Origin of the sequence: Aerosakkonema funiforme FACHB-1375 (genome assembly GCF_014696265.1) — a bacterium.
Lineage (GTDB): Bacteria > Cyanobacteriota > Cyanobacteriia > Cyanobacteriales > Aerosakkonemataceae > Aerosakkonema > Aerosakkonema funiforme_A.
This window is the reverse complement of the sequence record NZ_JACJPW010000033.1, coordinates 22,101-47,333: the sequence shown is the minus strand read 5'-3', so window position 1 is coordinate 47,333 and position 25,233 is coordinate 22,101. Positions and strand designations below refer to the sequence as shown.

General features: G+C 45.9%; 20 protein-coding genes and 1 tRNA gene. 12 read left to right on the top strand and 9 right to left on the bottom strand.

The annotated features are described in order from the left end of the window. Positions 1-33: 33 nt before the first annotated feature. The 3 genes from H6G03_RS14410 to H6G03_RS14400 form a co-directional block, all read right to left on the bottom strand. A tRNA-Thr gene (locus H6G03_RS14410) sits at positions 34-105 on the bottom strand. Positions 106-137: 32 nt separating this feature from the next. Next, entirely contained in the window at positions 138-3,167 is a 3,030-nt protein-coding gene (gene sbcC, locus H6G03_RS14405) for an exonuclease subunit SbcC (protein WP_190465063.1), read from the bottom strand. A gap of 318 nt (positions 3,168-3,485) precedes the next feature. Next, entirely contained in the window at positions 3,486-3,884 is a 399-nt protein-coding gene (locus tag H6G03_RS14400; protein ID WP_190465062.1) for a response regulator, read from the bottom strand. Positions 3,885-4,039: 155 nt separating this feature from the next. On the opposite strand from H6G03_RS14400, the gene H6G03_RS14395 reads away from it, so the two are divergent. From H6G03_RS14395 to H6G03_RS14380, 4 genes are all read left to right on the top strand, one after another. Continuing rightward, positions 4,040-6,400 carry an NACHT domain-containing protein gene (locus tag H6G03_RS14395; RefSeq protein WP_190465061.1) on the top strand — a complete coding sequence of 787 codons (2,361 nt, stop codon included), beginning with the start codon at positions 4,040-4,042 and terminating at the stop codon, positions 6,398-6,400. A gap of 451 nt (positions 6,401-6,851) precedes the next feature. After that, complete coding sequence (locus H6G03_RS14390; RefSeq protein ID WP_190465060.1) at positions 6,852-7,598, top strand: hypothetical protein; 747 nt, start codon at positions 6,852-6,854, stop codon at positions 7,596-7,598. Between the two features lie 292 nt (positions 7,599-7,890). Beyond that, positions 7,891-8,430: a cyclic nucleotide-binding domain-containing protein gene (locus H6G03_RS14385; RefSeq protein ID WP_191056661.1), complete on the top strand. Its 540-nt coding sequence runs from the start codon at positions 7,891-7,893 to the stop codon at positions 8,428-8,430. An 87-nt stretch (positions 8,431-8,517) separates the two neighbouring features. Further along, on the top strand, positions 8,518-9,204 hold the full coding sequence (locus H6G03_RS14380) for a hypothetical protein (RefSeq protein ID WP_190465058.1): 687 nt from the start codon (positions 8,518-8,520) through the stop codon (positions 9,202-9,204). Positions 9,205-9,421: 217 nt separating this feature from the next. Here H6G03_RS14380 and H6G03_RS14375 read toward each other — a convergent pair whose 3' ends face one another. Then, positions 9,422-10,786 (bottom strand): GAF domain-containing sensor histidine kinase, encoded by a 1,365-nt coding sequence (locus H6G03_RS14375; RefSeq protein WP_242060400.1) that lies wholly within the window; start codon positions 10,784-10,786, stop codon positions 9,422-9,424. Between the two features lie 362 nt (positions 10,787-11,148). Here H6G03_RS14375 and H6G03_RS14370 point away from each other — a divergent pair, with 362 nt between their 5' ends. Further along, positions 11,149-11,466: a DUF3155 domain-containing protein gene (locus H6G03_RS14370; protein ID WP_190465056.1), complete on the top strand. Its 318-nt coding sequence runs from the start codon at positions 11,149-11,151 to the stop codon at positions 11,464-11,466. A 173-nt stretch (positions 11,467-11,639) separates the two neighbouring features. On the opposite strand, the gene H6G03_RS14365 is transcribed toward H6G03_RS14370, so the two are convergent. After that, positions 11,640-12,182: a cofactor assembly of complex C subunit B gene (locus H6G03_RS14365; protein WP_190465055.1), complete on the bottom strand. Its 543-nt coding sequence runs from the start codon at positions 12,180-12,182 to the stop codon at positions 11,640-11,642. Positions 12,183-12,313: 131 nt separating this feature from the next. Continuing rightward, entirely contained in the window at positions 12,314-12,709 is a 396-nt protein-coding gene (locus tag H6G03_RS14360) for a PadR family transcriptional regulator (RefSeq protein WP_190465088.1), read from the bottom strand. Between the two features lie 893 nt (positions 12,710-13,602). On the opposite strand from H6G03_RS14360, the gene H6G03_RS14355 reads away from it, so the two are divergent. From H6G03_RS14355 to rpsN, 5 genes are all read left to right on the top strand, one after another. Beyond that, positions 13,603-14,178, top strand: coding sequence for a DUF3611 family protein (locus tag H6G03_RS14355; RefSeq protein ID WP_190465054.1), 576 nt, complete (start codon positions 13,603-13,605; stop codon positions 14,176-14,178). 198 nt (positions 14,179-14,376) lie between these two features. Then, positions 14,377-15,675 (top strand): serine--tRNA ligase, encoded by a 1,299-nt coding sequence (gene serS / locus H6G03_RS14350; RefSeq protein WP_190465053.1) that lies wholly within the window; start codon positions 14,377-14,379, stop codon positions 15,673-15,675. Between the two features lie 39 nt (positions 15,676-15,714). Beyond that, positions 15,715-17,052, top strand: coding sequence for an RIP metalloprotease RseP (gene rseP, locus H6G03_RS14345; protein WP_190465052.1), 1,338 nt, complete (start codon positions 15,715-15,717; stop codon positions 17,050-17,052). After that, a complete protein-coding gene (gene nth, locus H6G03_RS14340) occupies positions 17,049-17,717 on the top strand; it encodes an endonuclease III (RefSeq protein WP_190465051.1) in 669 nt (222 codons plus the stop codon). The genes rseP and nth overlap by 4 nt, the downstream gene beginning before the upstream one ends. A 95-nt stretch (positions 17,718-17,812) precedes the next feature. Next, positions 17,813-18,115: a 30S ribosomal protein S14 gene (rpsN, locus tag H6G03_RS14335; RefSeq protein ID WP_190465050.1), complete on the top strand. Its 303-nt coding sequence runs from the start codon at positions 17,813-17,815 to the stop codon at positions 18,113-18,115. A gap of 118 nt (positions 18,116-18,233) precedes the next feature. Here rpsN and H6G03_RS14330 read toward each other — a convergent pair whose 3' ends face one another. Next, the gene (locus H6G03_RS14330; protein ID WP_190465049.1) at positions 18,234-18,563 is read right to left on the bottom strand and encodes a hypothetical protein; all 330 of its coding nucleotides are present in this window, start codon (positions 18,561-18,563) and stop codon (positions 18,234-18,236) included. A gap of 562 nt (positions 18,564-19,125) precedes the next feature. Here H6G03_RS14330 and aat point away from each other — a divergent pair. Next, positions 19,126-19,704 carry a leucyl/phenylalanyl-tRNA--protein transferase gene (gene aat / locus H6G03_RS14325; protein WP_190465048.1) on the top strand — a complete coding sequence of 193 codons (579 nt, stop codon included), beginning with the start codon at positions 19,126-19,128 and terminating at the stop codon, positions 19,702-19,704. Here the strand turns inward: aat and H6G03_RS14320 are convergent. Continuing rightward, positions 19,701-20,537, bottom strand: a complete 837-nt coding sequence (locus H6G03_RS14320) for a DUF3598 family protein (RefSeq protein ID WP_190465047.1) — start codon at positions 20,535-20,537, stop codon at positions 19,701-19,703. The two genes, aat and H6G03_RS14320, sit on opposite strands and share 4 nt — an antisense overlap. Before the next feature lie 287 nt (positions 20,538-20,824). After that, positions 20,825-20,998 (bottom strand): hypothetical protein, encoded by a 174-nt coding sequence (locus tag H6G03_RS14315; RefSeq protein WP_190465046.1) that lies wholly within the window; start codon positions 20,996-20,998, stop codon positions 20,825-20,827. A 367-nt stretch (positions 20,999-21,365) separates the two neighbouring features. On the opposite strand from H6G03_RS14315, the gene H6G03_RS14310 reads away from it, so the two are divergent. Then, the gene (locus H6G03_RS14310) at positions 21,366-24,908 is read left to right on the top strand and encodes a Calx-beta domain-containing protein (RefSeq protein WP_190465045.1); all 3,543 of its coding nucleotides are present in this window, start codon (positions 21,366-21,368) and stop codon (positions 24,906-24,908) included. Positions 24,909-25,233 lie beyond the last annotated feature (325 nt).

Sequence of the window (25,233 nt, the reverse complement as noted above, 5' to 3'; positions counted from 1 at the left end):
TGTCAATTTATACCTTATCTGGGAATCTTCAAAAGCCGATAGTGGGATTTGAACCCACGACCGCTCGATTACGAATCGAGTGCTCTACCACTGAGCTATATCGGCACAATTAGATATTGTAGCACAGTTCCCAGAAATTAGATCGATAAACTCAATTGCGATCCATCTTGAGTTTTGGCAACTTCGATCCGCGCTTGGAAGGCTTCCTTGAAGGATGGCATATGGGTGACGGTGAGGATGCAGGCGAAATCAGACGCGATCGCATTTATCGCTGCAATCAGGCGATCGCATCCTTCCCGATCCTGCGTTCCAAATCCCTCATCGACAATCAGCATTTGCAGCGCCGTACCCGCTCTTTGCGCCAGCAATCTCGCCAAAGCTAGCCGAATCGCAAAATTAATCCGAAAAGCTTCTCCACCCGAATAAGTTTCGTAAGGACGAGTCCCGCGAGCATCAGCGATCAAAATGTCCAGGGTGTCAATAATTTTAGCCGTTTTTTTAGCGGAAGACCGACCGCTGCGCCCAGCTTTTTGGGTGACAAACTGAACGTGCAACTGATTACCGCTTAGCCGCGCCAAGATGGAATTCGTTTCGGCTTCCAACTGAGGCAAGATATTCTCAATCATATAAGTTTGGATGCCGTGTTTGCCGAAAGCTTTACTCAATTCCTCGTAAACGCGATATTTTTTGCGAGTTTCCGCGAGTTTTTGCTGCTGTTTGTCATACTGAGCCTGAAGCGCTTCCAACTGAATCGATCGCTGTTGCAGCCCTCCCAGTCTAGCCAGGTATTCATCTAACTGGGTGCGTCGATCGAATATCTGCCTCTCCAGAGTTTGAATTTCCTCAGTAGCATCGGGAATCGTTTGGATTTGCTTGACAACAGACTCTATTTGTGCATATTGATCTTCGCGATCGCCTTCCCGCACCTCCAACACTTGCACCAACTCCTGAAAACGCTGACAAAGTTGAGGATATTGCTGCTGAGCCTGACACAATTCCTGATATCGCAGTTGCCAAGATTGCGCTTGGCGCAGCGACTTGCGGATCGTATTGTGCCGATCTAAGTTGTAGTCAATTTCCTGAATTTGCAGATCTAACGCCGCAATCCGTCTAGAAAATTCCGAATCAGTTTGTGATTGCTCGATTTGGCGCTGAATTCCCATAATTTGCACCAAAAGCTCCGGCTGTCGCGCCGCTATCTGAGCTTGTCGCCGTACTGCATCCTTAATTTGTGCCTGCCGAATTTCCGCCCAACGCCAGCGTTCCACCTCATTCCTGGCTAAAGCGTGGTTTTTCTCATCGTAATTAAGTTGTTGCAGATTTTGTTCCAGCTGCCAAAGTTCCTGCTGCACATCTCCGGCGTAGTCTCCAGTTTGGATCGATCGCTCAATCTGTACCGCCTCCACCTTCAACTGTTGCAACCGATTTTGGGCATCATCGGTAGCAGCCAATTGCGCCTGCAACTGTCCCCTCTGCTCCCGCAAAGAATCGTAAGGAGCCAATTCCTGAGATAATTTCTTATATTCCGCCCGCAAAACCTGTAATTCCGACTCGCACGCAGCCAATTGCTCTCGCACTATCCAGAATTGCTGCTCTATATCCTTTTGTTCGATTTGGGTTTTCTGTACAACGCGATTCCAGTGATGTTGGTCGAGGGGGCGATCGCACAACGGACAAATCGCATCCGGCGTTTGCAGCATCTGGAGTTTTTGGGTTAATTCTCCCAACTGTTTCTCATATTCCCGCTGATTTTCTTGGAGCCGTTCCACAAAGCTGCGCCGTTCTAACCCTTTTTCTTGCACACGCTGCTGACGAACTCGTTTTTTCTCCAAATTCTCAATTTGAAAGCCAACATCCATCACCGCCTGCTGCAACTGCGGCTGACGTTGGTGTTGCGCTTGCAGTTGCGAAACAGAAGACCGCAGTTCGTCCAAACGCGCACTTAACCTAGCTTGGGCGCGTTCCAGTTGATTTTGCAACTGCTGCTGGCGTTGCAGTAACGGACTCACTTGCAGTTGCAACTTATCCATATGCGTCAAATGGATGCGAGCCTGCTGTAATTGTGCCAAACCTGCTTCTACTTCCGCAGATTGATTGAGAATTTGCTTAATTTCCTGTTCCTGTTGCCCTAAAGCTTCCAATTGAGCTTGCGCTTGTTGCAGCTGCTTATTGAGTGCGTCGATCGCAATCTGCTGCTGTCGTTCTAGCTGTCGTCGCTGTTCTTGTGCAGCTTGATGAGCTTCAAATTTATGATTCAGGCTTTCTTCTTGAGCTTGCAACTGTTGAAAATGGCTATATCCAGCACTTATTTCACCTTCCTGTTGCAGGAGAGCTTCCAATTGTCGCTGCTGCTGCTGGATTGCGGCTAAATCTTGCTGGAGGCGATCGCAATCTTGAGTTAAATTTTGATATTGTTGGCGATGCCAGGTGAGCTGCTGTTCCCAAGTTCGCCGTTGGTGCTGCATTGCTTGCAGCTGTTGCAGGCGTTTTGTCTCTTCTAATTGTCCTTGTTGCAGTAACCTCAACTCGCTTTCCAGAGTAGCTTGTGCTTGTGCGATCGCTTCTCGCTGCTGCAACTGGATTTGATGAGATTCCATATCCCGTTCTAACTGCTCCGCCTGTCCCTTGAACTGCTTGGACAAATCCTTGGCTTGTTCCGCCATCACTTCGTACTGATTGAGTTTGAGCAACTCAGCCAGAATTTCTTTGCGTTCGCTCGGTTTTTTGAGCATGAATTCATCTGCTCGACCCTGACGCAGGTAAGCTGAATTAATAAAAGTTTCGTAATCCAGCTTCAGATAATCCACAATCAATTGCTGAGTCGATCGCATCCCTCGCTCAGTCAGCGCCCGAAATCCTGTTGGCGTCTGCACTTGAAATTCTAAAACCCCCCCACCGCCGCGACGGCGAACGCGAATTACCCGATAAGTTACATCTTGATTTTTAAATGTAAAATCAACCTGGACTTCATCAGCCCCCGCGTGGATGACATCATCTTCAGTACTCACGCGGCTTTCGCCCCAAAGCGCCCAGGTGATAGCTTCTAGCAAAGATGATTTACCGGCACCGTTAGAACCGCAAATACAGGCAGTATGCAGCCCGCTAAAATCGAGGGTTGCCTTGCGATAGCTGAGGAAATTCTTGAGGGTGAGTTGGAGGGGTATCATTTAAATGACATTAGGCCACACACATATTAAACAAATAGCAGTACAAATGCACTGTTGTACAGTGTGTCAACAGAAAAAATGAGGATTTTAGCTTAGGGAAAGTTGAGCGCGGGCTATGAAGAAATACTTAAAACAATAGCTAGCGCATCGCTAATTTCTTGCATGGCTGTGTCAGAAAGCGTTCCCACTTGCTGGATGAGTCTTTGTTGCATCGCACTAACTTATACGATCCTAAAATAAATAAAACCCGCCAGAGCGGGTTAAATGTCGAGCTATTGGGAAACACAAAAACGAGAACGAGCGGTGCGATCGCATCGGTTAACTTTTCGGTATCATTTCCAGAATCCGATTCAAAAATTCTTGATGATCTACCACCGGTTTGGGGATATAGCCATCCGCATGACTTACTTCCAGTAAATTTTCGCGATCGCCCTCGTTAGCGTGGGCTGTAACCAAAATCACCGGTAAGCCAGCCGTTTTGGGATTTGCCTTCAACATCTGAGTAATCTGGAGCCCGTTCATCGGCTTGCCCTGGTAGTAACTATTACTCAGGGAAACATCCATCAGAATGATATCCGCTCCCCCAGACTGGGCAATTTGCATCACTTCTTCCACATTTTCCGTATGAAGTACCGCTAAGCCACCGCGCTTAGTCAAAATTTTAGAGAAAACTTTAACGTTTATTGCTTCATCTTCAACAATCAGAGCCGTTGTCATAACAGAGATCCCGATACAATTGATTTCAAATCCTGACAATTCCAGCATTACAAGCCGATGCTAGCGTCATGTTTGCGAAATGTTTGTACGATGTTAGTCTTTACTGACTGAGCAAACAAACTCACTAAAATTTAACAAATCTTTATTTTTGAGCTATGGCAAGGCAATCGCTCTGGGCATCCGAACAAGGTATAAAAGAAGCAAAAAAAGCATTCAGCCGTATGGGATGGACGCAACAACAGCTTGCGGAAGAAGTTAATTGCAAATCTCGCCAGCCAATTTGGAAATTTTTCAAAGGCAAACCAATAGAGCGTCACATCTTCACAGAAATTTGCTTTCAGCTTGATTTGAACTGGGAAGAAATAGCTGCACCCGAACCTAGCGATCTAAATCGAAATCATAGCACCAATATAGACACCCTAGTGCAAGAAATTCGAGATAAGGTGCGCCCCAGCATTCAACAGAAGTGCGGCACAATGCGAGTCTTAGACATGACTCAGCCTATAAGTTTAACGGACATCTACACCAACGTCAACATTTTAGAGCAGATCGCCGGACGCAGGCGGTTAACTATTGCTCAGCTGCTGCAAGTCTTCGATCCCGAATCGCAAAATTTCGATCGCTTTGGACTGAGCAGAATTACCAAAGAAAGAGTGCCTGGACTAAAAGCAGTAGAGAGTTATCCCAAGTTGATGGTTTTGGGTAAGCCAGGCTCTGGTAAAACGACATTTTTGAAATATCTAGCCATTCAGTGCTGCCTGAGCAATTTTTTCAAAAATTTAGTGCCAATTTTTATCACTTTAAGAGAATTCGCAGAAGCAAAAAATCAATTAAATTACCCGGAATTTATAGCTGATATCCTTTCTCATTGTGGCGTTACAGCAACTCAAATATTTGAGTTGCTTAAGCAGGGTAAAACATTAATTTTGCTCGACGGTTTGGATGAAGTCAGAGACGAAGATGCCAACCGAGTTATTAAGCAGACTCAAGAATTTTCCGATCTGTATTACAACAATCATTTTGTCATCACTTGCCGCATTGCGGCGCGGGAATATACGTTTGAAAAATTTACTGAAGTAGAAGTTGCCGATTTTAATCAACAACAAATAAAGGCATTTGCAACCAAATGGTTCCAGATCAAAGAAAATCTCTCTTCAACATTTGCCGCCGTTGAGGAAGCAAGCGAGAGAATTACAGCCGATCGATTTATGGAACAGCTGCAATCGAATCCCTCAATTAGAGAACTAGCCACAAATCCTTTACTGTTGACGCTGCTGTGTTTAGAATTTGAAGATGCAGGTGATTTTCCCTGCGATCGTGCAGAACTTTACAAGCGAGGGATTGCTACTCTGTTAAGAAAGTGGGATGCCAAACGCGGTATTGTACGCGATCGCGTTTATCAAAAACTATCTGTCCAGCGCAAAAAAGATTTGCTGAGTCAGATTGCTTTAAATACTTTTGAGCGGAAGGATTACTTTTTTAAACAACAAATTGCTGAAGCGTATATTGCTGATTTTATCCGCAATTTACCAGATGCCCAAGGTGACACTGAAAGTTTGCACCTTGATAGCGAAGCGGTGTTAAAATCCTTGGAAGCACAACATGGTATATTGGTAGAAAGAGCCAGGGGAATTTATTCTTTTTCTCATCTGACATTTCACGAATATTTTACAGCCAGGAAAATTGCCACGTCTTCCGATCCGCCGGCATTAGAAAAATCTTTGCAAAATTTGGTCTGCCATATTACAGATAAATACTGGCGAGAAGTATTTTTGTTGGCAGCAGGAATGTTGCAGCCTGCTGATTACTTATTACAGTTAATGAAAAAGCAGGTCGATCGACTTGTAGCTGCCGATCAAAAATTGCAAGAATTTTTGATATGGGTAAGAGAGAAATCACTTTCAGTAGCAGTTCCCTATAAACCTGCTGCTGTGCGAGCTTTTTACTTTAATCTTGCCTACGATCGACATCCTCAGATGAACCCGATCGATTACCGCGATCCCGAACTTATACGCGCCCTAGATCCGAGCCTTTTCATTCTGGTTATATTGGGCAATATCCGCGCATTAGATGTCGGTCTTGACGATTTGCTTGCCCTTACTTGCGATCGCAGCCGTAACCTAGATTTAGCTCATTATCCATACCCTTTCAAAGGCGCATTTTTTCTGGCGTGCGATCGCGCTCTTTCCCTCGAACCAAAATTAGGAGAAGCTTTGCAAGAACTCAAAAATTTATTACCAAATCCTGACGCCGATCTATGGATATTCAAACAATGGTGGGAAGTTAACAGTCAAGCTTGGATAGAGCAATTAAAAGCAGTAATAGTTAAGCATCGCAATATCTGTCATGATTGGCAGTTCAGCAAACAGCAAAAAAGATTGCTTCACGATTATTATAATGCCAATAAGTTACTTGTAGAATGCCTGAATAGCGATTGTTATGTCAGTCGCAAAGTGCGACAGGAAATAGAGGACACATTGTTATTGCCCATAGCTGACGGTCAGACTATTCGGTAACCTAAGTAGCGCAATTGTGCCAATATTAACTCCACGCTCTGCGTAGTCAGCCGCCAGCCCATCACCCAGTAGAAGGAAGGCGATCGCAAAACCAACAACTATAGTAAGGAACTAGATTAATAATCTTACGTCTCTAGAGTGTGAATAAAATTTTGTTGTCCTCACAACAAAAAATCATCGGCAAATAGTCGTATGGCTTGGGGTTGAGGAATAGCGCTTTGCCATTTAGTTACAATGTGACAAGAGAAAGCAATGGAGCCAACAAAATGGCTAAATAGATAACCTTAGCTCCAGCATCTCATAAATATTTTGGCGCAAACGATGGCTTGCCAAAAATAGAGTCTCTTTATTGAGGCCACACAACCAAAAAATCTCAATTAGCACTATCAGAAACAAACTTTGCGAGAGAGCGTCATTCGATATAACAAAGACAAAGAGGAGAAGGCCAGAAATGTTTAATTTGCATCGCTTGCAGAAAACAACTGCCGCACTAATCGCATTAGGAATGACAGCTACTACAGCTGCTCCCATCATCGTTGCATCCCCCGCGTTAGCACAATCTCGCGTAGCTCAATCGCAACGATATGATTACAGACTTCCCTCTGGAACCAACATTCCAGTCAGATATGAAGAAGCAGACAAAATCGTTTTAGCACCTGACGAAACAGCACGAATAACCCTAACAGTAGCGGACGACGTATTAGGGCGTGATGGCAGCGTATTGATTCCATCTGGAAGCCAGGTAGAGGGTCAAATAGAACCCTACGGTAGAGGTTCCCGGTTTGTTGCGAGAAACCTAATTATAGATAGAGGTTCCCGCCGTTCGATTAATGCTACTTCTGATGTAATTACCAGAACAGAAGAAGTAAGCAGAGGCGGTACAAACACAACTTCTATCTTGACAGGTGCAGCAGTCGGTTCGGCAGCAGCAGCACTAATATCAGGTGTAACGGGCGACAGACGCATCAGACCTCTGGAAGTTTTAGCCGGTACTGGAGTGGGTGCAGCAGGAGGACTGCTCCTGGGGCGCAATCGAGATAAAGCTAAAGTTGTCATCATCGACCCCGACAGCGATTTGGATCTGAGACTCCGCTCTGACTTAGTGCTGAGCTCCTATGGTTACAATTCCCGTTCTAACTCAGATTACGACTCAGGACGCTACTCAAGACCAAGCTCAAGAGACGATCGAGGCATTTAGATAACCATTCTCCAGTCCAAAGCGATCGCAAACTGTTTAGGTTGCGATCGCTTTTTTAATATTTCTTAGCTGCGCGTAACATAACTTTCGTTTTTCATCCTCTTGCTCTCTCAAAAGAGAGAGCAACTTTGTCAAGTAAAAAAATTATTGTATATTCTTAAATCTAAAACCAGAAATGCTCGATAATACTGTCTATAACTTATTTTGTATACCAAAGCGTCACAGCAAGCAGGGTGCTTCAGAGACAAACCAAGCTATTTTTGTAGCACAACACAAAGTCAGGAAGTCAAGTATGGAAAAAGTCCTTTTTATTCTGGGCGAACTGAGCGATGACGATATTGATTGGATGCTACAGACCGGTAAGCGAGAAGAAATTCCTGCCCAGACCGTACTGATCCAAGAAGGAAAACCCATCGACACTCTCTACCTTCTCTTAGAAGGAACATTAACCGTTTCTGTGGCTTATCTGGATGGTAAAGAAATTGCCAGATTATCCAGCGGTGAGATGGTAGGAGAAATGTCTTTCATAGATTCCCGTCCCCCTTCTGCTACTGTGAAAACTCTTGAAAAGACACTCGTATTGTCGATTCCCCGACGACAATTAGCGACAAGATTACAGCAAGATACCGGATTCGGTTCCCGTTTTTATCGCGCACTTGCACTTTTGCTATCTATTAGAATGCGCGGCACAATTAGCCAGTTGGGTTATGGTAAAATTACACCACCAGACGGAGAAATTCACATCGAAGAACTCAACCCAAACATCCTTGATAACATTGCGATCGCCAGAACTAGATTTGATTGGCTACTAAGACGGTTGAGAGACACTTGACTTGATTGGATAACTGATTCATTAATACACTTATCGATGTCCATTCACTCGAAATAAAAGCCATGCAGATACTGGAGAAATAACTTTATGTATAAGTTCAATCGCTGGCATTCGGCAACCGCTATATCGATCGCCCTTTTGCTAAATGCCACTGGCACAGCGCCCATCGCGATACCAGCGTCTGCTATTGCTCAAACAACTTTGCCTGTAGAAATAACTGCCAGAATTCCCGCTGGGACTACTATCCCAGTAAAATATCAGGCTGCACAGAAAATCATTGTCGCGCCAGAGGAGCCGGGGCCAATACCCTTAACCCTTGTTGTTGCTGAAAATATAGTTTCCAATCGAGCAACGTTTTCGATACCAGCCGGAACACAGGTCGTCGGCGAATTAGTAACAATGCAAGAAATAGGAAGCGCTCAATTTGTTGCCAAACAGCTAGTCTTAAGGGATGGCAAAAGAATTTCTATAAATGCAAGTTCCCGGATTATTAGCAAAACACAAGAGTTTACTGACAATCCCAGAGTCAGTAGAACGATCGCAAATACAGCTTTAGGTACAGCTGCTGCTGCGGCGATCGCAGCTGTTACCGGTAATCCAGCGATCGCTTCCCAACAAATCTTGCTAAGTTCCGGGTTTGGTTCAACTCCCGAACTCATAGGACGCTTCCGCAACCAGCAAAGAGTTAGACTCCTTTTAATAGAACCCGAAACAGATCTGACATTAACTTTAAACTCAGACCTAATACTCAGACGTTCTGTATCGCAAAGGTAAGCGTCTAAAATCGGTTTCTTAGTAGTTCGATCGTTACCAAAGCCACAATTTTTCATAGCAACCGAGAATATGAGCGTACCTCAAATTGAACTTTGATGGTTCTTTCGCAATCTCTATGCAAAAGTTCATGTGGGGACATTTTCTCCCCCACTCTCCCACTCTCCCGCTCTCCCGCTCTCCCGCTCCGACGCCAGCTACACTAAAAACTAAAGAACCGTTAGCTTTCTGCCAGCCACACAATAAAAGTAGCACCCACGACGCCATCAGCAGAGTGTGTGGATGGGCTGAAAACCTCTATTTCACCCTGCATTTGCCGTACCAAATCTCGTGCGATCGCCAAACCCAAGCCAGTGCCGGGAATACTTGTATTTGCTTGAACTCCCCGGTAATGCCGCTCAAATAGCCGCTCTAAATCTTGGGGCGGAATGCCAGGGCCAGTGTCGCTCACCCCTACCCCCTGCCACCGACCTTGAGGAAATTGTCGCTCTAACCCTGCCTGAATGTAGATTATTCCCCCAGACGGCGTATATTTTAAAGCATTATCGATTAAATTGCTAAAAACTTCCCGTAAAGCCTTGGCATTGGCTTTTACAAGCGGCAAATTGCTCTGAATATCCGCTTTTAGCTTTAAATTTCGTTCTTGCGCGATCGCCATAGCCGATGTTATCAGCGGTTCCAACACTTGTGTCACAGAGCAAGGTGCCAGAGATTCCAGCCCCATCAATCCTGCTTCGGGTAATAGGAGTAACCGTTTATTTTCTGACGGCGGTTCAGTAACACTCTCAACAGCAGTTTTACTATCAACCGACACCAACTCTGGGAAAGTCGGCAGGGAAACGCGGTCGTTAACGGTCAGATCCACAACACCGTCGAACTGTTGCAGTAATTCTTGGATGCGATCGCTTTCTCGCAAAATGTTAGAAGCTATATCCCGGTTTGCATCTTCTAATTGCAGCCGCTTCAGCAGCAACTTCCCAAATGTCCGCAAAGCCGTCAGAGGGTTACGAAGCTGGTGCAGCAAATTATGCAGAAGGTCGTTTTGCTGAGTCTGGAGGCGCTGTTGTTGACTAAATTGCTGACTCAGCCATTGAGAGCGTTGGTCTAGAATACAAGCGATCGCCATTGTATGAGCGATCCGTTCGATCTCCATTATTTCCTGCTCATTCCAGGGTCGATCCTTGCGACTCGTGACCAACAAGCCCATCACCACTCCTTCGTGGATCAAAGGCAAAACTATTTGGCGCTGTTGCACTAAAGTATGACCATTTCTTCCCTGCCGCGCCTCCCGATCTCCCCCACCTACGTCAGACTTCTGAGGCGTTAAAGAGTCTTGCGGTGCCGCTGAGAGTAAACGAGGGACATTGTTTAACCGCTCGATCGCATCTGGTAAAAGCGCCAGCGAGTCCTTCTCCTGCCAAAGCACGGTTTGTTCTGGGAAGGCCACCACAGGGATCAGTTTTGCCTCTTGTCCCTCCACAAATTCTTCTGTCAAATACACCACGCTCAAAGTAGCTCCCAGCGCCTGGGTAAGCAGTGCGACTTGAGCTTGACACAGAGCAACAAATTCCGAACTGGCTGGCATCAACATGAGGTCAAGCTTGAGTAATCAACCGAATCAAATGTCGCTCTTGGCCAAATCCCTTTCTCTTCTTGAGATCGCCTCCAAGAGATACTGGAGTAACTTGCTTTTGAGATTGTTCCGAGCCGATGCTATCTGAGTATTTATGCGCGATCGATTAAAATCTACACTTTTTATTCCAGCTACTCCGATGGCAGTCTGTTTTCAGCTTAGCGCGATCTCACCCAGTACTTGACCTCTAGTGTACCTGCCCTATTTGTATCGATCGTTTAACAAAAGTTGATTTTTAGATCTCAACCCGATATACTTGCGACGGCTTTGGTAAATATCATTAGAGAATACGAGTAAAAGAGGAGGTAACTAGCTTGGCTAGGAGACGTAAGCGCAAAAGTCGCCGTCGCCAAGAAGGGCGCAGGATTCTTGAGCACGTGCCTCAATATAGCATCGAAAGTGGGCAGGATAAACCAGTAACGGCGGCTCGAAAATTTATTCAAGCTGAAGGAATTGTCCCACCTGCTCTGCTGTTGGTTAAGCGGAACGAGCATACCACAGATCGGTACTTTTGGGCAGAAAAGGGCTTGTTTGGGGCTCAGTATGTGGAAGAAAACCATTTCCTGTTTCCCAGCCTAAGAGAGTTGGAACACTCTAGCGAAAAAGTTGCAGTCGCTGTTCAGAGCGGCTGACACTTAAGGGATAGAATTGGCTAAAAAATGATTAAGTATGCCATTTTAGCAGTTCAAACGCGACCTCTGGTGCGACAAAAAAGTTGATTTAAAGGTAGTAAACCCCACTCAAGCCGAGCAAGTTTTGAGGGGGGTTTATTATAGCATGATGGTAAGTGAGTATTTCGCCTGTCCTATTGCGATCGCTCTTGTTGCAAGCACAGTGCCTGTTGCAATGCTGAGAGCTCGTCCCGATGCGCCTTAACGACGATCGCACTTTGCATCTCCTGAGTACCTTCTTTACCGACATCTTCAAACTGAAGGGACACCTGCTCTGGGCGTCCAGCTTTTTGCCAGTAAAAAATCCCTGCAATCGGCGACAAGATTTCCAGTCCCAGAAATCCCATCCCGACTTGGGGAAACAATATCGATAAAACCAGCGTCAGACATAGAATTCCTACTGCCGCTAAAAAACTCAAGAAAATTGCTAGAAACCAGCTGGGGCGCACAAATCCCTCGAAGGTCACCTGATTTTGAGCCGCATCCAACCCGGCCACCCGATACGAGCGCTCGGCAAAATACTGCTCCACTTCAGGGAAAAGCGATTCTTGTGGTTGTCCGGAAATCAGCCTGACAACTTCCGTTCTATCTTTAACAGAAGCTCTGATAAAGAAGAACAAGCCGATCGACAGCAACAGCGTCAGCAGCAAAGTCGAAGAAAGAATTGTCGCGATCATGGATTTGATTCAGGAAGGGGTTGGCGATTTTAGATTTGATGTTGGCACTCAATCCAAAAACGCCCCACCGCGATACCTCAAAAAGTTTTGGAGTATTTTTACTCCCTCTACTTTACATAACTTCACTATTTCTAGCCACCTTCTCGAACCGGTTCGCGCTGGCCGGATTCTTCTGGATGAAAGTGGTTGGTTTTAGTCGCATACTCATGCCAAAGACGAGCCAAATCCTGGGAACGATCCCGCCAATCAGCACGGATACGATACATCCGCCTGGGACGCCCGCGCCCTTCTACTTTTTTCCAGTAACCAGAAATTGCTTGTTCTTCCTCCAAGAATTTGAGAGCGCTGTACAGGACAGTATCGGAAAGCCGATAAGCGGGATATTCACTCTCTATAAGCTGGATTAGTTCCGTTCCATAGGACTCACCCCGCACTAAAACAGAGAGGACGTAGCAAACGGCTAACTCCTTACTCAGGTAGATGGGAGGAGGATTGTCAAAGAATTGGTAAATATCTTCAAATTTCATTTCCATAATTCGTTGAGCGGTTTTTCCAAATTTGTTTAAGAGGCATATGTTTTTGAACGTAAGTGTCGATCTTTATTCCCCCTCCAGAACAGCAATAATCTTTTGCCAATTCCCATCGCAGCTTTTACACCTTTTCAGCACTGACGTTCTATAACTAATGCCTTTTTGAATCGTTGGGGCAACCCTCTGATGTCAAGGTTTTTTCACAGATAAGTCGCCTTACCCGCTCAATGAACTTGTGGATGCCATGTGCTGGACACAATAGCAGGAACATTCAGCGGGATTTTTTAGGTAAGAGCATCTTGAACCAAGAATATTTTCAGACAGTCCTTACAGCATAGGGACAGGCAACATCGCTACGAGGGTGAATGGCGATCCAGTTCCATTATGTCCGATCGGGAACTGCTGATTATTACGATCGATTCTAGAAAGTTAATTTTAAGGAGCCCTACCAGACTTATTGGGTTATTGAGCCTTAAGCGTTAAATTGCGCTTTGCACAATATATGCAATGACTCAAATTTCCCTCAGTCAGGTAGGGATTCTAGAATTGCTGCTTTCATCGTAGAATACCTGGGGGTAAAACTTTGTTGTATGCGATCGATTTATTTGTGCGAAAAGGCGAATTTTTTTAAAATTTTATTTTTTTTAAAGGATTGCTACCAAACCTAGCAGATCTGTCCATCGTGCCAAACAACATACACAGAGCCCTGTTTTGACGCATAATGGCATTGGCACAATCGCTTACCTGACCTCCCGGTACGCTCGCAGGAGATCTGCGCTAACTGCATATCCAAGTAGCGGGCCAAAATCTCAGTCATTTAAGAATTGACTGGGTAAGCTCTCAAGAGGAACGTTTAGAAGCCTGTGCTAATACCGCCAGCGGGAATACCTATGCCAGATAGATCGGAGTCACAATCAGTTCCCTCAGCACTCAGGCAAATAGCCCTTTATTTTCGCCTCACGGGCTGGATTAGCTTTTGGTCACAATTAGTACTGGCCGTTGTTTCTAGCGTAGTTTTGTTGCTCTTTGGTGTCTTCAGTCGGAGTCCTGGAGGTAGCGCCGGGAATCCCGGCACTGGTTTTGGCATCTTTTTTGCCCTTTGCGGGCTGGCTATCCTGGGGGGGAGCATTTACTGGACATTCCGTTACACCCGCATCGCCAGACAACTAGAATCGCCCTACGCCGATACGCGCCCGCGCAAATCGGATACAATTCAACTCCTGCGGATGGGATTAATGGTGAATTTGGCAGGGATGCTATCAACTCTTTTAGGGGCGTATGCAATTGTCGGCACTTTGGCAGCACGATCGATATCCCAACCGCAAACAGGAATACTAACCGATACCACTCGTCTGATCAGCTCTCTGGATATGTTCGCTGTACAGGCAAATATCAATACTATTGCTGGCCACTTTGTCGGAATTGTGGCCACACTCTGGTTGCTAAATCGCATTAATCGCACTTAGAATTTATGCGAAAAAATCGACATCAAAGCTATGAGCAAACCTAGAATTCAAAAGTAAACATTCAATTTTATTATTTTACTTTTGAACCTTTACAAACAATATTTTCGCCTAGATTCTCAGTCGAATATATACTTAGAATACAATTCGCCACAGCGTTGTATCCTGATTTATTGGCAAGAAACAACTTAAGGAATATCTGTGCTAGACCTCAAACAGATACGGGAAAATCCACAATTAGTTCAAGAACGCCTCAACAGTCGCGGCGTCGGTGAATACGACATTCAGCCGATTTTGCAGTTAGATCGGCAAGTGCGAGAAATCGAGAAAGAGCGATCGCAGCTGGAAGCCCGCAGCAACGAAATCGCCAAATCGATCCCCAAAAAAATTAAAGAAGGTGGCGATCCCAATGGCCCAGAAATTCAAGCCTTGCGAGATGAAGGGAACCAAATCAAAGTTACTTTAAGCGATCGATCTCCCCAAGAAAAAGACCTCAAAGCTCAGATCGAAACCTTACTGCTAGCGCTGCCCAACTTGCCCAGCGAATCCACCCCTGTTGGAAAAAGCGAAGCAGACAACCTAGAAGTGCGCCGCTGGGGCGACGAGTACATCCCCCAAAACCCCAATATCCTGCCCCACTGGGAAATCGGCGAAAAATTGGGTATCCTCAACATCGATCGCGCCGTCAAAATCGCTCAAAGCCGTTTTGTCAACTTGATCGGCGCAGGTGCAGCTCTGGAACGGGCCCTGATTAGCTTTATGCTTGACAAACAGACTCAAGCAGGCTATGTGGAAGTAATTCCCCCACTTTTAATCAACAGCCAATCTCTTACCGCCACCGGTCAGTTGCCTAAATTTGCCGAAGAAAGCTTTAAGTGCCAAGCTGACGATTTGTGGCTGCTTCCCACCGCAGAAGTCCCCGTCACCAATCTCTACCGCGACGAAATCCTAGATGCCTCCCAACTCCCCATCTACCATTGCGCCTACACCCCCTGCTTTCGGCGAGAAGCAGGTGCATACGGTAAAGACACGCGGGGGTTAATCCGACTGCATCAATTTAACAAAGTCGAACTCGTTAAATTTGTTCATCCCGAAACTTCCGAGGCAGAACATGAATCCCTCGTTGGCAATGCCGAAGCGATTTTACAAGCCCTACAACTGCCTTATCGGGTAATCGAACTTTGTACCGCCGATTTGGGCTTTTCCTCCCGGAAAACCTACGATTTGGAAGTCTGGTTGCCTTCGGCAGGCAAATATCGGGAAATATCCAGCTGCTCGAATTTTGGAGACTTTCAGGCGCGGCGCGGTAGCATCCGCTTCAAAGAAGCCGGGAAGAAAGGAACCCAGTTCGTGCATACTCTCAACGGTTCTGGACTGGCAGTAGGTCGCACAATGGCCGCAGTTCTGGAGAACTATCAACAACCGGACGGCACAGTCAAAGTTCCGGAAGTGCTGCGATCGTATCTGCGGCTAGAGGTGCTTACTGGAGGGGCAACGTAGAATAAAGAAATGTATAGCTAATTCGCACTAATTTTTTCTATGTCAGTTTTGGCGACGATCGCAGTCTTGGCGGTTCTAATTTTGGTTCACGAGCTCGGTCATTTTATGGCCGCTCGTTTTCAGGGAATCCACGCCAATCGCTTCTCGCTCGGATTTGGCCCTATTCTGTGGAAGTATCAAGGCCCAGAAACCGAGTACGCCATTCGTGCTTTTCCCTTGGGTGGATTTGTCGGCTTTCCCGATGATGAGCCCGATAGCAAGTATCCCCCCGATGACCCGAATCTGCTCAGCAATCGCCCCGTCCTGGATCGGGCGATCGTGATTAGCGCAGGCGTAATCGCCAACCTGATCTTTGCCTACTTAGTGCTAGTAGCGCAATTTGGGGTAATCGGAATGCCCGAAGCCTCCCAGCCAGGAGTTTTGGTTCCCCAGCTTGTCGCAGAAGTTACTCAAGTGACTGGTGAAGCTGAATCGGCAGGCATCAAACCTGGTGATGTAATTTGGGTCAACGGTAAAAGATTTGGATTCTCAATTAACGAGAACAACTCCCAGGCGGAACTTATCGCCACTACTTCAGGCGAACCAATTCAACTGAAAGTTAATCGTAACAACGAACAAGTTGACTTTTCTCTGACTCCCAAGTTAGGTGCAGATGGCAAAGGGCATTTGGGTATCCAGCTTGCTCCCAGCGTGGCAGCAGTAGCGGGAATCCAGCCAGGTGACGTTATCTTGGCCGCTAACGGCAAACAGTTCGGTCGTTCCCTCAAAGAAGAAGCTGTTCTTAAGCAATTAATTAGAAGTAGTGCAGGTCAGCCAATTCAATTTACTATTCAGCGTGGCTCCAGCAAATTGTCTCTGACCGCTACTCCCATCCAGGGAACAGATGGCGAAGCTCGCATCGGGATTGCCCTTGCCCCTAATGGGCCAAAGGATAAGCCGGTTGTTTATCGTCGCCCGCACGACATTTTTGAGGTTTTCAGTCTTGCTGCTGAAGAATTTCAGCACATCGCTACTTTGACCGTTCAAGGCTTTGGGCAGTTGATCGGTAACTTTCAAGAAACAGCTTCCCAAGTAGCTGGCCCGGTGAAGATTGTCGAAATTGGTGCAAATATTGCTAAATCGGACATCACCCAATTGTTTCGATTTGCTGCACTGATTAGCATCAACCTTGCCGTTATCAACATCTTGCCCTTACCTGCTTTAGATGGCGGTCAATTGGCTTTTCTGTTTATCGAAGCTGTTCGAGGTAAACCATTGCCCAGTAAAATTCAGGACGGCGTAATGCAAACAGGCTTGATGTTACTTTTGGGCTTGGGAATTTTTCTGATTGTCCGCGATACCGCTAACTTGGAAGGGGTGCAAAATTTGTTTCGGTGAGCATTACTCGCAAATGGGCTGCTAAACAGCAACGTGCTTTAGAAATTTTGATTCGTCTTCAGCGTCTCTATCCAGATGCGACTTGTACGCTCAATTATGAGACGCCCGTACAACTGCTGGTGGCGACGATTCTATCGGCTCAATGTACGGATGAGCGGGTAAATAAGGTGACACCCGCTTTGTTTGCCCGCTTTCCGGATGCGCCAGCTATAGCCAGTGCGGATATCCAAGATCTGGAGAGTTTGGTGCGTTCCACGGGATTTTACCGCAATAAGGCTAAAAATATTCAAGGTGCCTGTAGAGCGATCGTCGAAAAATTTGGCGGCAAGGTGCCAAAACGAATGGAAGAATTGCTGGAATTACCGGGAGTTGCCCGGAAAACGGCTAATGTAGTTTTGGCTCACGCTTATGGTATACATCAAGGCGTTACTGTAGACACCCACGTCAAGCGCCTCAGCTACCGATTGGGTTTGACAGAAGAAACAGATCCCATCCGTGTGGAGCGAGATTTAATCCGACTCTTACCTCAGCCTGATTGGGAAAATTGGTCAATTCGGTTAATTTACCACGGTCGGTCTATTTGTATGGCCAGGAATCCTAACTGTTCTTCTTGCGCTCTTGCCGACCTCTGTCCCTCTGCTTCTGAGCCCCAACGGCATTCTTAAGCGCTAAATAAGCTAAAACTTCTCGAACCTTACCAGCCGCTAAAAGTTAATATAGAAAATGCTGTCTTCATTACTTACAGGAACGATAAGCATTAATGGCTAAAAAAAGCATGATCGAGCGCGAGAAGAAGCGCAAAAAACTGGCCGAGAAGTACGCTGCCAAACGCGAAGCTTTAGAAGATGCGTTCGCACAAGCAGCTACCCAGCAGCAAAAGCTGGAAATCCACCGCCAAATACAACAACTGCCGCGCAACAGTGCCCCCACTCGCCAGCGCAACCGTTGCTGGGTAACAGGTCGCCCCAGAGGTACTTATCGGGATTTTGGTCTATCTCGCAACGTGATGCGGGAATGGGCACACACAGGTTTGCTACCCGGTGTGGTGAAGTCAAGCTGGTAGCTAGATTTTGGATTTTGGATGAATGGATTTTAGATCGATTGGTGGCTCGTCGGTTCGATCTCATCTCTGATTGTGCTGCTAGCCCCAATCCAAAATCTAAAATCTAAAATCTAAAATTCTATTGGCCGCAGCAGCGATCGATTCCCAGACTGTCTAAAAGCAAGTCGCTTACAGCATTGGCGATCGCAAACTCGCTATAAAAACTTTTAGAGAAGTCAAACGCCTGCATTTCCGTTAGGATAGCAATCACGAGGGAGCCCAGATCGTTTTCTCCTTCTAATCTTTGTCGGACATATATCTGGGCTGCCCGCCTTGCAATTTCCTGATTGACTGCTTCTGGGATAAACTCTTCATTGAGCCATCTATGTAAAGACTTTTGCAGCCATTCTCCTTCCTGCTGCGGATTTTGGCTAGGTGGCAAAGTAATTGGTGGAATTGGTTCGGACATCTTCGCGATCGGCTATTGGCTATCAGCTATCAGCTTATATCTTTTCCGCTTAAGCCGGAATCCCGAAGACTGAGAATTATGGCGTACCTTTAGCAACAGGCTTATCTAAAAAATCATTTGACTCTCCCGTACATAGTGCGATAACTAAAGCTAATTGATTGTTCCAAACCATTGCCCAGTTAGCATTTCTATTCCCAATGTCCAATGCCGAAAAAAATGGGTTTTCTATAGTAAGTAGGCAAGATATTTTTGTTTAAGCTTATCTTCAAAAATATTTGTTTTTAGCAACTTGGCAAACATTTTATTTTGGGCAGGGATCGGATAGTTTTAATGGGTATGATAAGCAGCAATATTATCCTCATTTATCCCAACAAGATATAATATCTAAATATTTCCTTTTTTAAGTTTAACGATCGCCAAATATCTTTGACTTTAATTGATTATTTTAATATTTTTTAAAAATTGTAAATGATTTTGAATTGCTGGGATTACTTAAAATAAGCTATCAATTAGCCTTGCATTTATTACCTTAATCAAAAATCTTATTAAACCGGACTAATTTATGCAGATTGAGATCGATCGCATTATCGAAGGGTATGCCCAAGGTTATTTTTTAATGGCTGATGAAGAGGGTAAGAACTTGGGATGGTACTACAGTCGCAAGCGGGCTTTAATTCCCTTGGACGAGCGGTTTCGCTATCCCAAATCCTTGCAGCGCGTCCTCAACCAAGAACGCTTCTCTGTCGCTATTAATCGCGATTTTGCAGGAGTGCTTGCTGGGTGCGCCAACCGAGAAACCACCTGGATTTCCTCAGAACTGCAAGAAATATACTTGGCGCTGTATCGATCTGGTTGGGCTTACAGTTTTGAAACCTGGTGCAGAGATGAACTAGCCGGTGGAATCTTAGGTATTGTAATTGGGGGAGCATTTATTGGGGAATCGATGTTTTACCGGATTCCAGAAGGATCGAAAGTAGCAATGGTAAAATTGGTAGAACGATTGATATCCCGTCACTTCGTCTTATTTGATGCCCAAATGACCAACCCCCATTTGGAGCGATTTGGAGCTTATACGATCGCAGATAAAGAGTATCAAATCTTGCTGGAACAAGCTTTGAGTCGTCGCTGTTCTCTATATTAGTTTGCAACTGCAACTTTAAATTCTCTGACCAATGTAAGACTAACCCATTCTCCCTTATGACTGTAACTGCGAATCAATCGCTGACGGCGATCGGACTCAAACAACCAACCTACTTCCAGAAAAAAAGGTTGACCGACTTTAACTTGTTGGGGGCAAGTAGAAGAAGCACCATCGGGTAACAGCAAAACTTGCACGGGTTGAGAACTGCGCTCAAACAGAAGAATAGAACCATTAATACTCGCAGTAGATGAAATTACCTGATTACCAAAGGTTAGCTCTTGAACTAACTTACCATCATCATCTAGATAAAGTTGCAGTTTAGTGGTATATTTATCCGGCGAACGCCAGTCTGGATAAATCGTTACGGCTTCTCCCTGCCATTCCCCCAGTAATTCGATTAATGTTGTCGAATGGCCCTTTTGCCAGTCATCCGTACCGGCAAGTTTTTCTCGGATTAAAGTCAATTTATCGAGATGACCTTGCTTGTCAAACATCTGTACAAGGCGCAAACGTCTGCTAGAATCATCTATCAGCCCTAATTCTGCCCCAAACTCCGAAAATGGAGCCAGCTGAATCGATCCTTGAGAAAAAGCACCGTTGTCGAAAAAGAGAGTGCTTCGTCCCAGAGAACTGTATTCCAGAACTTGTTCCTTAACTTCTTGAGAGGGCAAGAAACGCCGAATAGTCTGACGAATAGTCCGATCGTCATTCAGTCCTTCTAGGGAAACTACAGTAGGAGTATCTTCCCACAATTCTCCCTGGGGCGAGAAACGGGTAAAAGAACCCTGCCACTCGCCCAAGTTTTGCAGTAAACATTCCCACTGCGATTTCATAAGCACCTCACATTGCACTTCCCTTACTTCAAGGTACAACTTGCTACAAACAACGTATAGTTCTTGGGGTGGCTTCTTTTCCACACTTAGGAACGTTTAATGTCAAAAATAGTCTCATTCATTAATGGCCTTCTCTTGCTGACAAGTTGAGAAAAGTGGTGCGTCGGCTGGCCATACTCTTCTAGAATAAAGCAATTGCAAAGTCTAAGTTGTTCCGGCTGCATCTATAATCTGGATAATATGCTGGCCTTGCAATCAGAACTCAAGTATAAAATTTTACTAAGCATCTACAAAATATCGGTGCGATCGCATAACTGCAAGTTAGGGTGAAAATCGATCCGGAATCCAAAATTAATTATCTGAAGAGTAGGATGGAATTCCAGAACTCGTAAAAATACAGCAAAATTATCGGAACAAGTGTAATAAAAGTTACTGAAGAAAGATGGTAAAGTAGTTTCCAATAGCTAGGGGACTTTAGTTATGTAGCTTTATTTACCATCAAGAAGCGATCGCATCGGTGTATAGGCTGAAAACATTAAAATCCCGTAAGCAGACAAACGGATTTTGAAACGGATTTTGACAGATCTATGTTGCCAATTTGGGCCCAAATCTGGCCAAATATAATTTTTGAATACCGTCAAAGGTCGAAAAACAGGCCAAAAAGCCATAAATTTAGGAACTATCTTTTTAATAAAGGAGTAATATTACACCCCTTCACCCTAAAATTGACTACCAACACACCTAAACAGCATAAAAATATGCAAATAATCATTTTGTTTGGAGCTGAATCGTTAGATTATATGGACTAGGTAGTGAGGAGTAAAAAAAATGGCAAATATCACCGGAACAATAGATAGTGAATTTCTTGCTGGCACACTAGCACCAGACTTTATTCTTGCCCTAGCAGGTAACGACACAGTTCTAGGCCAAGCAGGCAACGATACCATTTACGGAAACGAAGGCCAAGATAGCTTGCGAGGCGATGACAACGAGGACTACTTGCAGGGCGACCAAGACAACGACATCATCTATGGCAACCTTGGCAATGACACAGGTGTTGGTGGCCTTGGCAACGATACCATCTTTGGCAATGAGGGTATGGACCTTCTCAACGGCAATGACGGTAATGACGTTGTGAATGGCAACGAAGGTGACGATACCTTGTTTGGCGAAGATGGCCAAGACTATCTCCGGGGCGGTGCAGACAACGATCGCTTATTCGGCAACCTGGGCAACGATACCCTATACGGCGATTTGGGCAACGACTCGATTCAGGGCAACGAAAATGATGACCTAATTAACGGCAACGAAGGGCAAGATGTTCTCAACGGTAACGAAGGCAACGATACCGTCCGGGGTGGTATGGATAACGATACCGTTCGGGGCGGTATGGACAATGACAAATTGTACGGTGACGAAGGGAATGACACCGTTTATGGCGACCAGGGTAACGACTCCGTATTTGGCGGCGACGGAACAGACCTTTTATATGGTAATGAAGGTAACGATGCCATCAATGGCAACGAGGGCAACGATACTGCCTTTGGAGGACAAGGCAATGACACCATACGGGGAGGCATGAACAATGACTCCCTTCTCGGTGACGAAGGGAATGACACCCTCTATGGCGATTTGGGAGACGACAGCCTCTATGGCGGTGGCGGCAACGATTTACTTTACGGCGACCAAGGATTGGAGTCTGATTTTGGCGGGGATGGTAACGATGTTATTTTCGGTAACGAAGGCTTAGATACGATTTACGGTTTAGGCGGTAACGACCAGTTGTTCGGCAACGAGGACGATGACGTACTCAACGGCAACGAAGGTCAGGACAGCATTTTCGGAGGTATGGGCGATGACGTAGTACGGGGAGGCATCGGCAATGACTCCCTCTTTGGCGATCGCGGACGAGACACCTTATTCGGCGACCAGGGTGCAGATACCCTCACAGGCGATAGTGGCGGTGAAACTAACACTGATGTCTTCGTCATCGGTCGCGGTACCGGTGGTTCTACCAAAACTGATGCCGACTTGATTACCGACTTTCAACTTTGTATAGATTTAATTTCACTAAGTGGTGGTGTCAGTTATGGCGATTTAAATATCTTTCAAGGTACGGGAGGCGATGTCGCCAACACCATTATTCAGGACAAGACCACCGGCGAGTTTTTGGCAGTCTTGCAGAATGTCGATAGCAATTCGATAGATGGTGCTGCTTTCACTCCAAGAGGGCCTGAAAGGGTCAGTATTACAGCCACCAATCCCACGACGATCGAATCCACACCAACTACAGCACCAGGTTTGTTTACCGTTTCCGTCCCTTGCGATACCGATGAAGACCTCAAGGTAAATTACGTCATTTCCGGTATAGCTATCAACGGTACAGACTACCAAACCCTTAGCGGTAGCGTGATTATTCCAGCTGGTGCTAGCAGCGCGACAATTCCGGTTGTAGCTATTGACGATACACTTGTCGAATCGAATGAAACGGTAATAGCTAGTTTGACTGCCGGTACGGGTTACGATGTGGCAGCTTCCCCCAAAAACACGGCTACTGTCACAATTTTGGATAACGATGCGTTAACTCAAACCACGGTCAATATTTTTGCCAGCGACCCACTTGCATCTGATGCCACTCCCGCCGATCCAGGCCAGTTTACGATCGCCCGCACAGGAGACCTGACCCAACCGCTTACCGTCAATTACACTCTCTCGCCTTTAAGCACTGCTACTAAAGATACCGACTATAAGTCTACGCCAACGCTGAGCACCAGCATTACTATTCCAGCAGGTTCCGATCGCGCAATCATCGATATCAACCCGATCTCCGATAGCGCGATCGAAGGCAATGAAACGATCGCCTTGTTTTTAGGCGGCGGTGCCAATTACACGGTGGGGCCTGCTAACAGTGCCACCGTAATCATTACCGATCCGCCAGCAGCAGCAAAACCGACCGTCTTCGTTACCGCACCCAATCCTACTGCTTCAGAGGCTGGTGGGAAGCCCGGTACGTTTCAGTTTGCACGTACTGGAGGCGATATCAACCAGTCAGTTACAATCAATTACGTTATCACAGGTACAGCTACACCCAACACTGACTATTCCTCGACTGTTAGTGGTAACAGTATCACTATCGCTGCCGGTAAAACTGTCTCCGATCTAATTAGCATCACAGCCACAGCGGACGCCATTAGTGAACCGACTGAAACAGTGACTGTGACCATATCTGAAGATACGGGTTATTTTGTAGGTTCCCAGGATATGGCTACAATCAATATTCTGGATAATAACCTATTAAATGTACCCGTACCCGCTCCCAATCGGGTACTCCGTTTTGCACAGTCGGGTGGCAACGCGATTGGCAATCATGCCACCATCACGGAAGCGGTCAATGCAGCCGGTAATAATGAGATCATTTTCGTGCTACCCGGTACTTATAACGAACCAGGCACCATTGTTATCAACAAGCCATTAACAATTCGCGGGCCTAATGCCGGTTTGAGCCCCTCCACTGGTTTGGCAGGTGCCCCTGCTATTGTTAGGGCACCCGCAGGTGCGCGAGTTATTGACATTGCCTCTGGTGTCAATAACGTTACAATTGAGGGTCTGAGAATCGATATCCAAGGAGAAAATGCCATCCTGGATAACGATGCCAGTAATAACATCATCATTCGTCAAAATGAGTTTACCGGAACCGGGCCAGCAACGGGTGGTGTAATGCGCTTCGATTATCAAGGTGCATCCGGTTCCTCTTTAACTGTGCAAGACAACTTAATTCGCGACCTTGCATTCAATGCAGGCAGTAGCACCAGCGGTATTCAGGCATTCCGGGTTGACACGTTGAGGATTACGGATAACACCATTGCCAGCGTACCCGGGCCGGGAATCGCCGCCGATGCAATTACCAACGCTGCGAGTGTAATTAATAACAATACCGTCAGCAACACCGGGCAACAGGGCATCCAGCTGGCAGGTGGTAGCGCGACGATCGCAAACAACGATATCACCAATACAAACACCACAAGCGGTGCGGATAGGGGCGGTATCCGATTGCGGGATTCCGGTCTGACAACTACAAAATTGGGAACGGTAAATGTCAGCAGCAACACGATCACGAACTCGTTCAATGGTATAGCGATCGCAGATGGCACAAATATTACAGGTGCAGTCAAGATCAATTTCAACAACATCATCGGTAACTCGAATGCCGCACTGTACCACGGCGGGACTGGTGCTTTGAATGCAGAAAATAACTGGTGGGATTCTGCAAATGGCCCGACAATCGGCGGCACCGGACGGAGTGCGATCAACGGTTCCGGCGGTACAGCTGCCAACGTAGACTTCAACCCATTTGCTACCCAACCGTTCTAAAACCAAGCTGGCAGGAGTCTCTACCTAGAGTGGGAGAATTAATCTTTTCCCGCTCCCACTCCTTCTTACCTATCCCCTAGCCCGCTAAAATTGAGGGAGGTCAAGAAATTCCAGATTTGAAGCTTATGATTCCAACCTGGAAAACAACAGGCCAGGTTGGAATCTCAAATCTAAAATCAGCAATTTTGTTCACAATCAGAACGCGCAGTACCGACCCATAATCTTTGGTTTGGGTCTTTATTGCGCTTAGCAATATAAAAGCAGATCGATATCAATAAATCATGTTACAATATGGACAACTGGTTAACACAGTAGTGTAAAAGCT

Bases quoted from the DNA above. Each gene is read 5' to 3' on its own strand.
- sbcC (WP_190465063.1), bottom strand. From the start codon at position 3,167: ATGATACCCCTCCAACTCACCCTCAAGAATTTCCTCAGCTATCGCAAG.
- H6G03_RS14400 (WP_190465062.1), bottom strand. From the start codon at position 3,884: ATGACAACGGCTCTGATTGTTGAAGATGAAGCAATAAACGTTAAAGTT.
- H6G03_RS14395 (WP_190465061.1), top strand. From the start codon at position 4,040: ATGGCAAGGCAATCGCTCTGGGCATCCGAACAAGGTATAAAAGAAGCA.
- H6G03_RS14390 (WP_190465060.1), top strand. From the start codon at position 6,852: ATGTTTAATTTGCATCGCTTGCAGAAAACAACTGCCGCACTAATCGCA.
- H6G03_RS14385 (WP_191056661.1), top strand. From the start codon at position 7,891: ATGGAAAAAGTCCTTTTTATTCTGGGCGAACTGAGCGATGACGATATT.
- H6G03_RS14380 (WP_190465058.1), top strand. From the start codon at position 8,518: ATGTATAAGTTCAATCGCTGGCATTCGGCAACCGCTATATCGATCGCC.
- H6G03_RS14375 (WP_242060400.1), bottom strand. From the start codon at position 10,786: ATGCCAGCCAGTTCGGAATTTGTTGCTCTGTGTCAAGCTCAAGTCGCA.
- H6G03_RS14365 (WP_190465055.1), bottom strand. From the start codon at position 12,182: ATGATCGCGACAATTCTTTCTTCGACTTTGCTGCTGACGCTGTTGCTG.
- H6G03_RS14360 (WP_190465088.1), bottom strand. From the start codon at position 12,709: ATGAAATTTGAAGATATTTACCAATTCTTTGACAATCCTCCTCCCATC.
- H6G03_RS14355 (WP_190465054.1), top strand. From the start codon at position 13,603: ATGCCAGATAGATCGGAGTCACAATCAGTTCCCTCAGCACTCAGGCAA.
- rseP (WP_190465052.1), top strand. From the start codon at position 15,715: ATGTCAGTTTTGGCGACGATCGCAGTCTTGGCGGTTCTAATTTTGGTT.
- rpsN (WP_190465050.1), top strand. From the start codon at position 17,813: ATGGCTAAAAAAAGCATGATCGAGCGCGAGAAGAAGCGCAAAAAACTG.
- H6G03_RS14330 (WP_190465049.1), bottom strand. From the start codon at position 18,563: ATGTCCGAACCAATTCCACCAATTACTTTGCCACCTAGCCAAAATCCG.
- aat (WP_190465048.1), top strand. From the start codon at position 19,126: ATGCAGATTGAGATCGATCGCATTATCGAAGGGTATGCCCAAGGTTAT.
- H6G03_RS14320 (WP_190465047.1), bottom strand. From the start codon at position 20,537: ATGAAATCGCAGTGGGAATGTTTACTGCAAAACTTGGGCGAGTGGCAG.
- H6G03_RS14310 (WP_190465045.1), top strand. From the start codon at position 21,366: ATGGCAAATATCACCGGAACAATAGATAGTGAATTTCTTGCTGGCACA.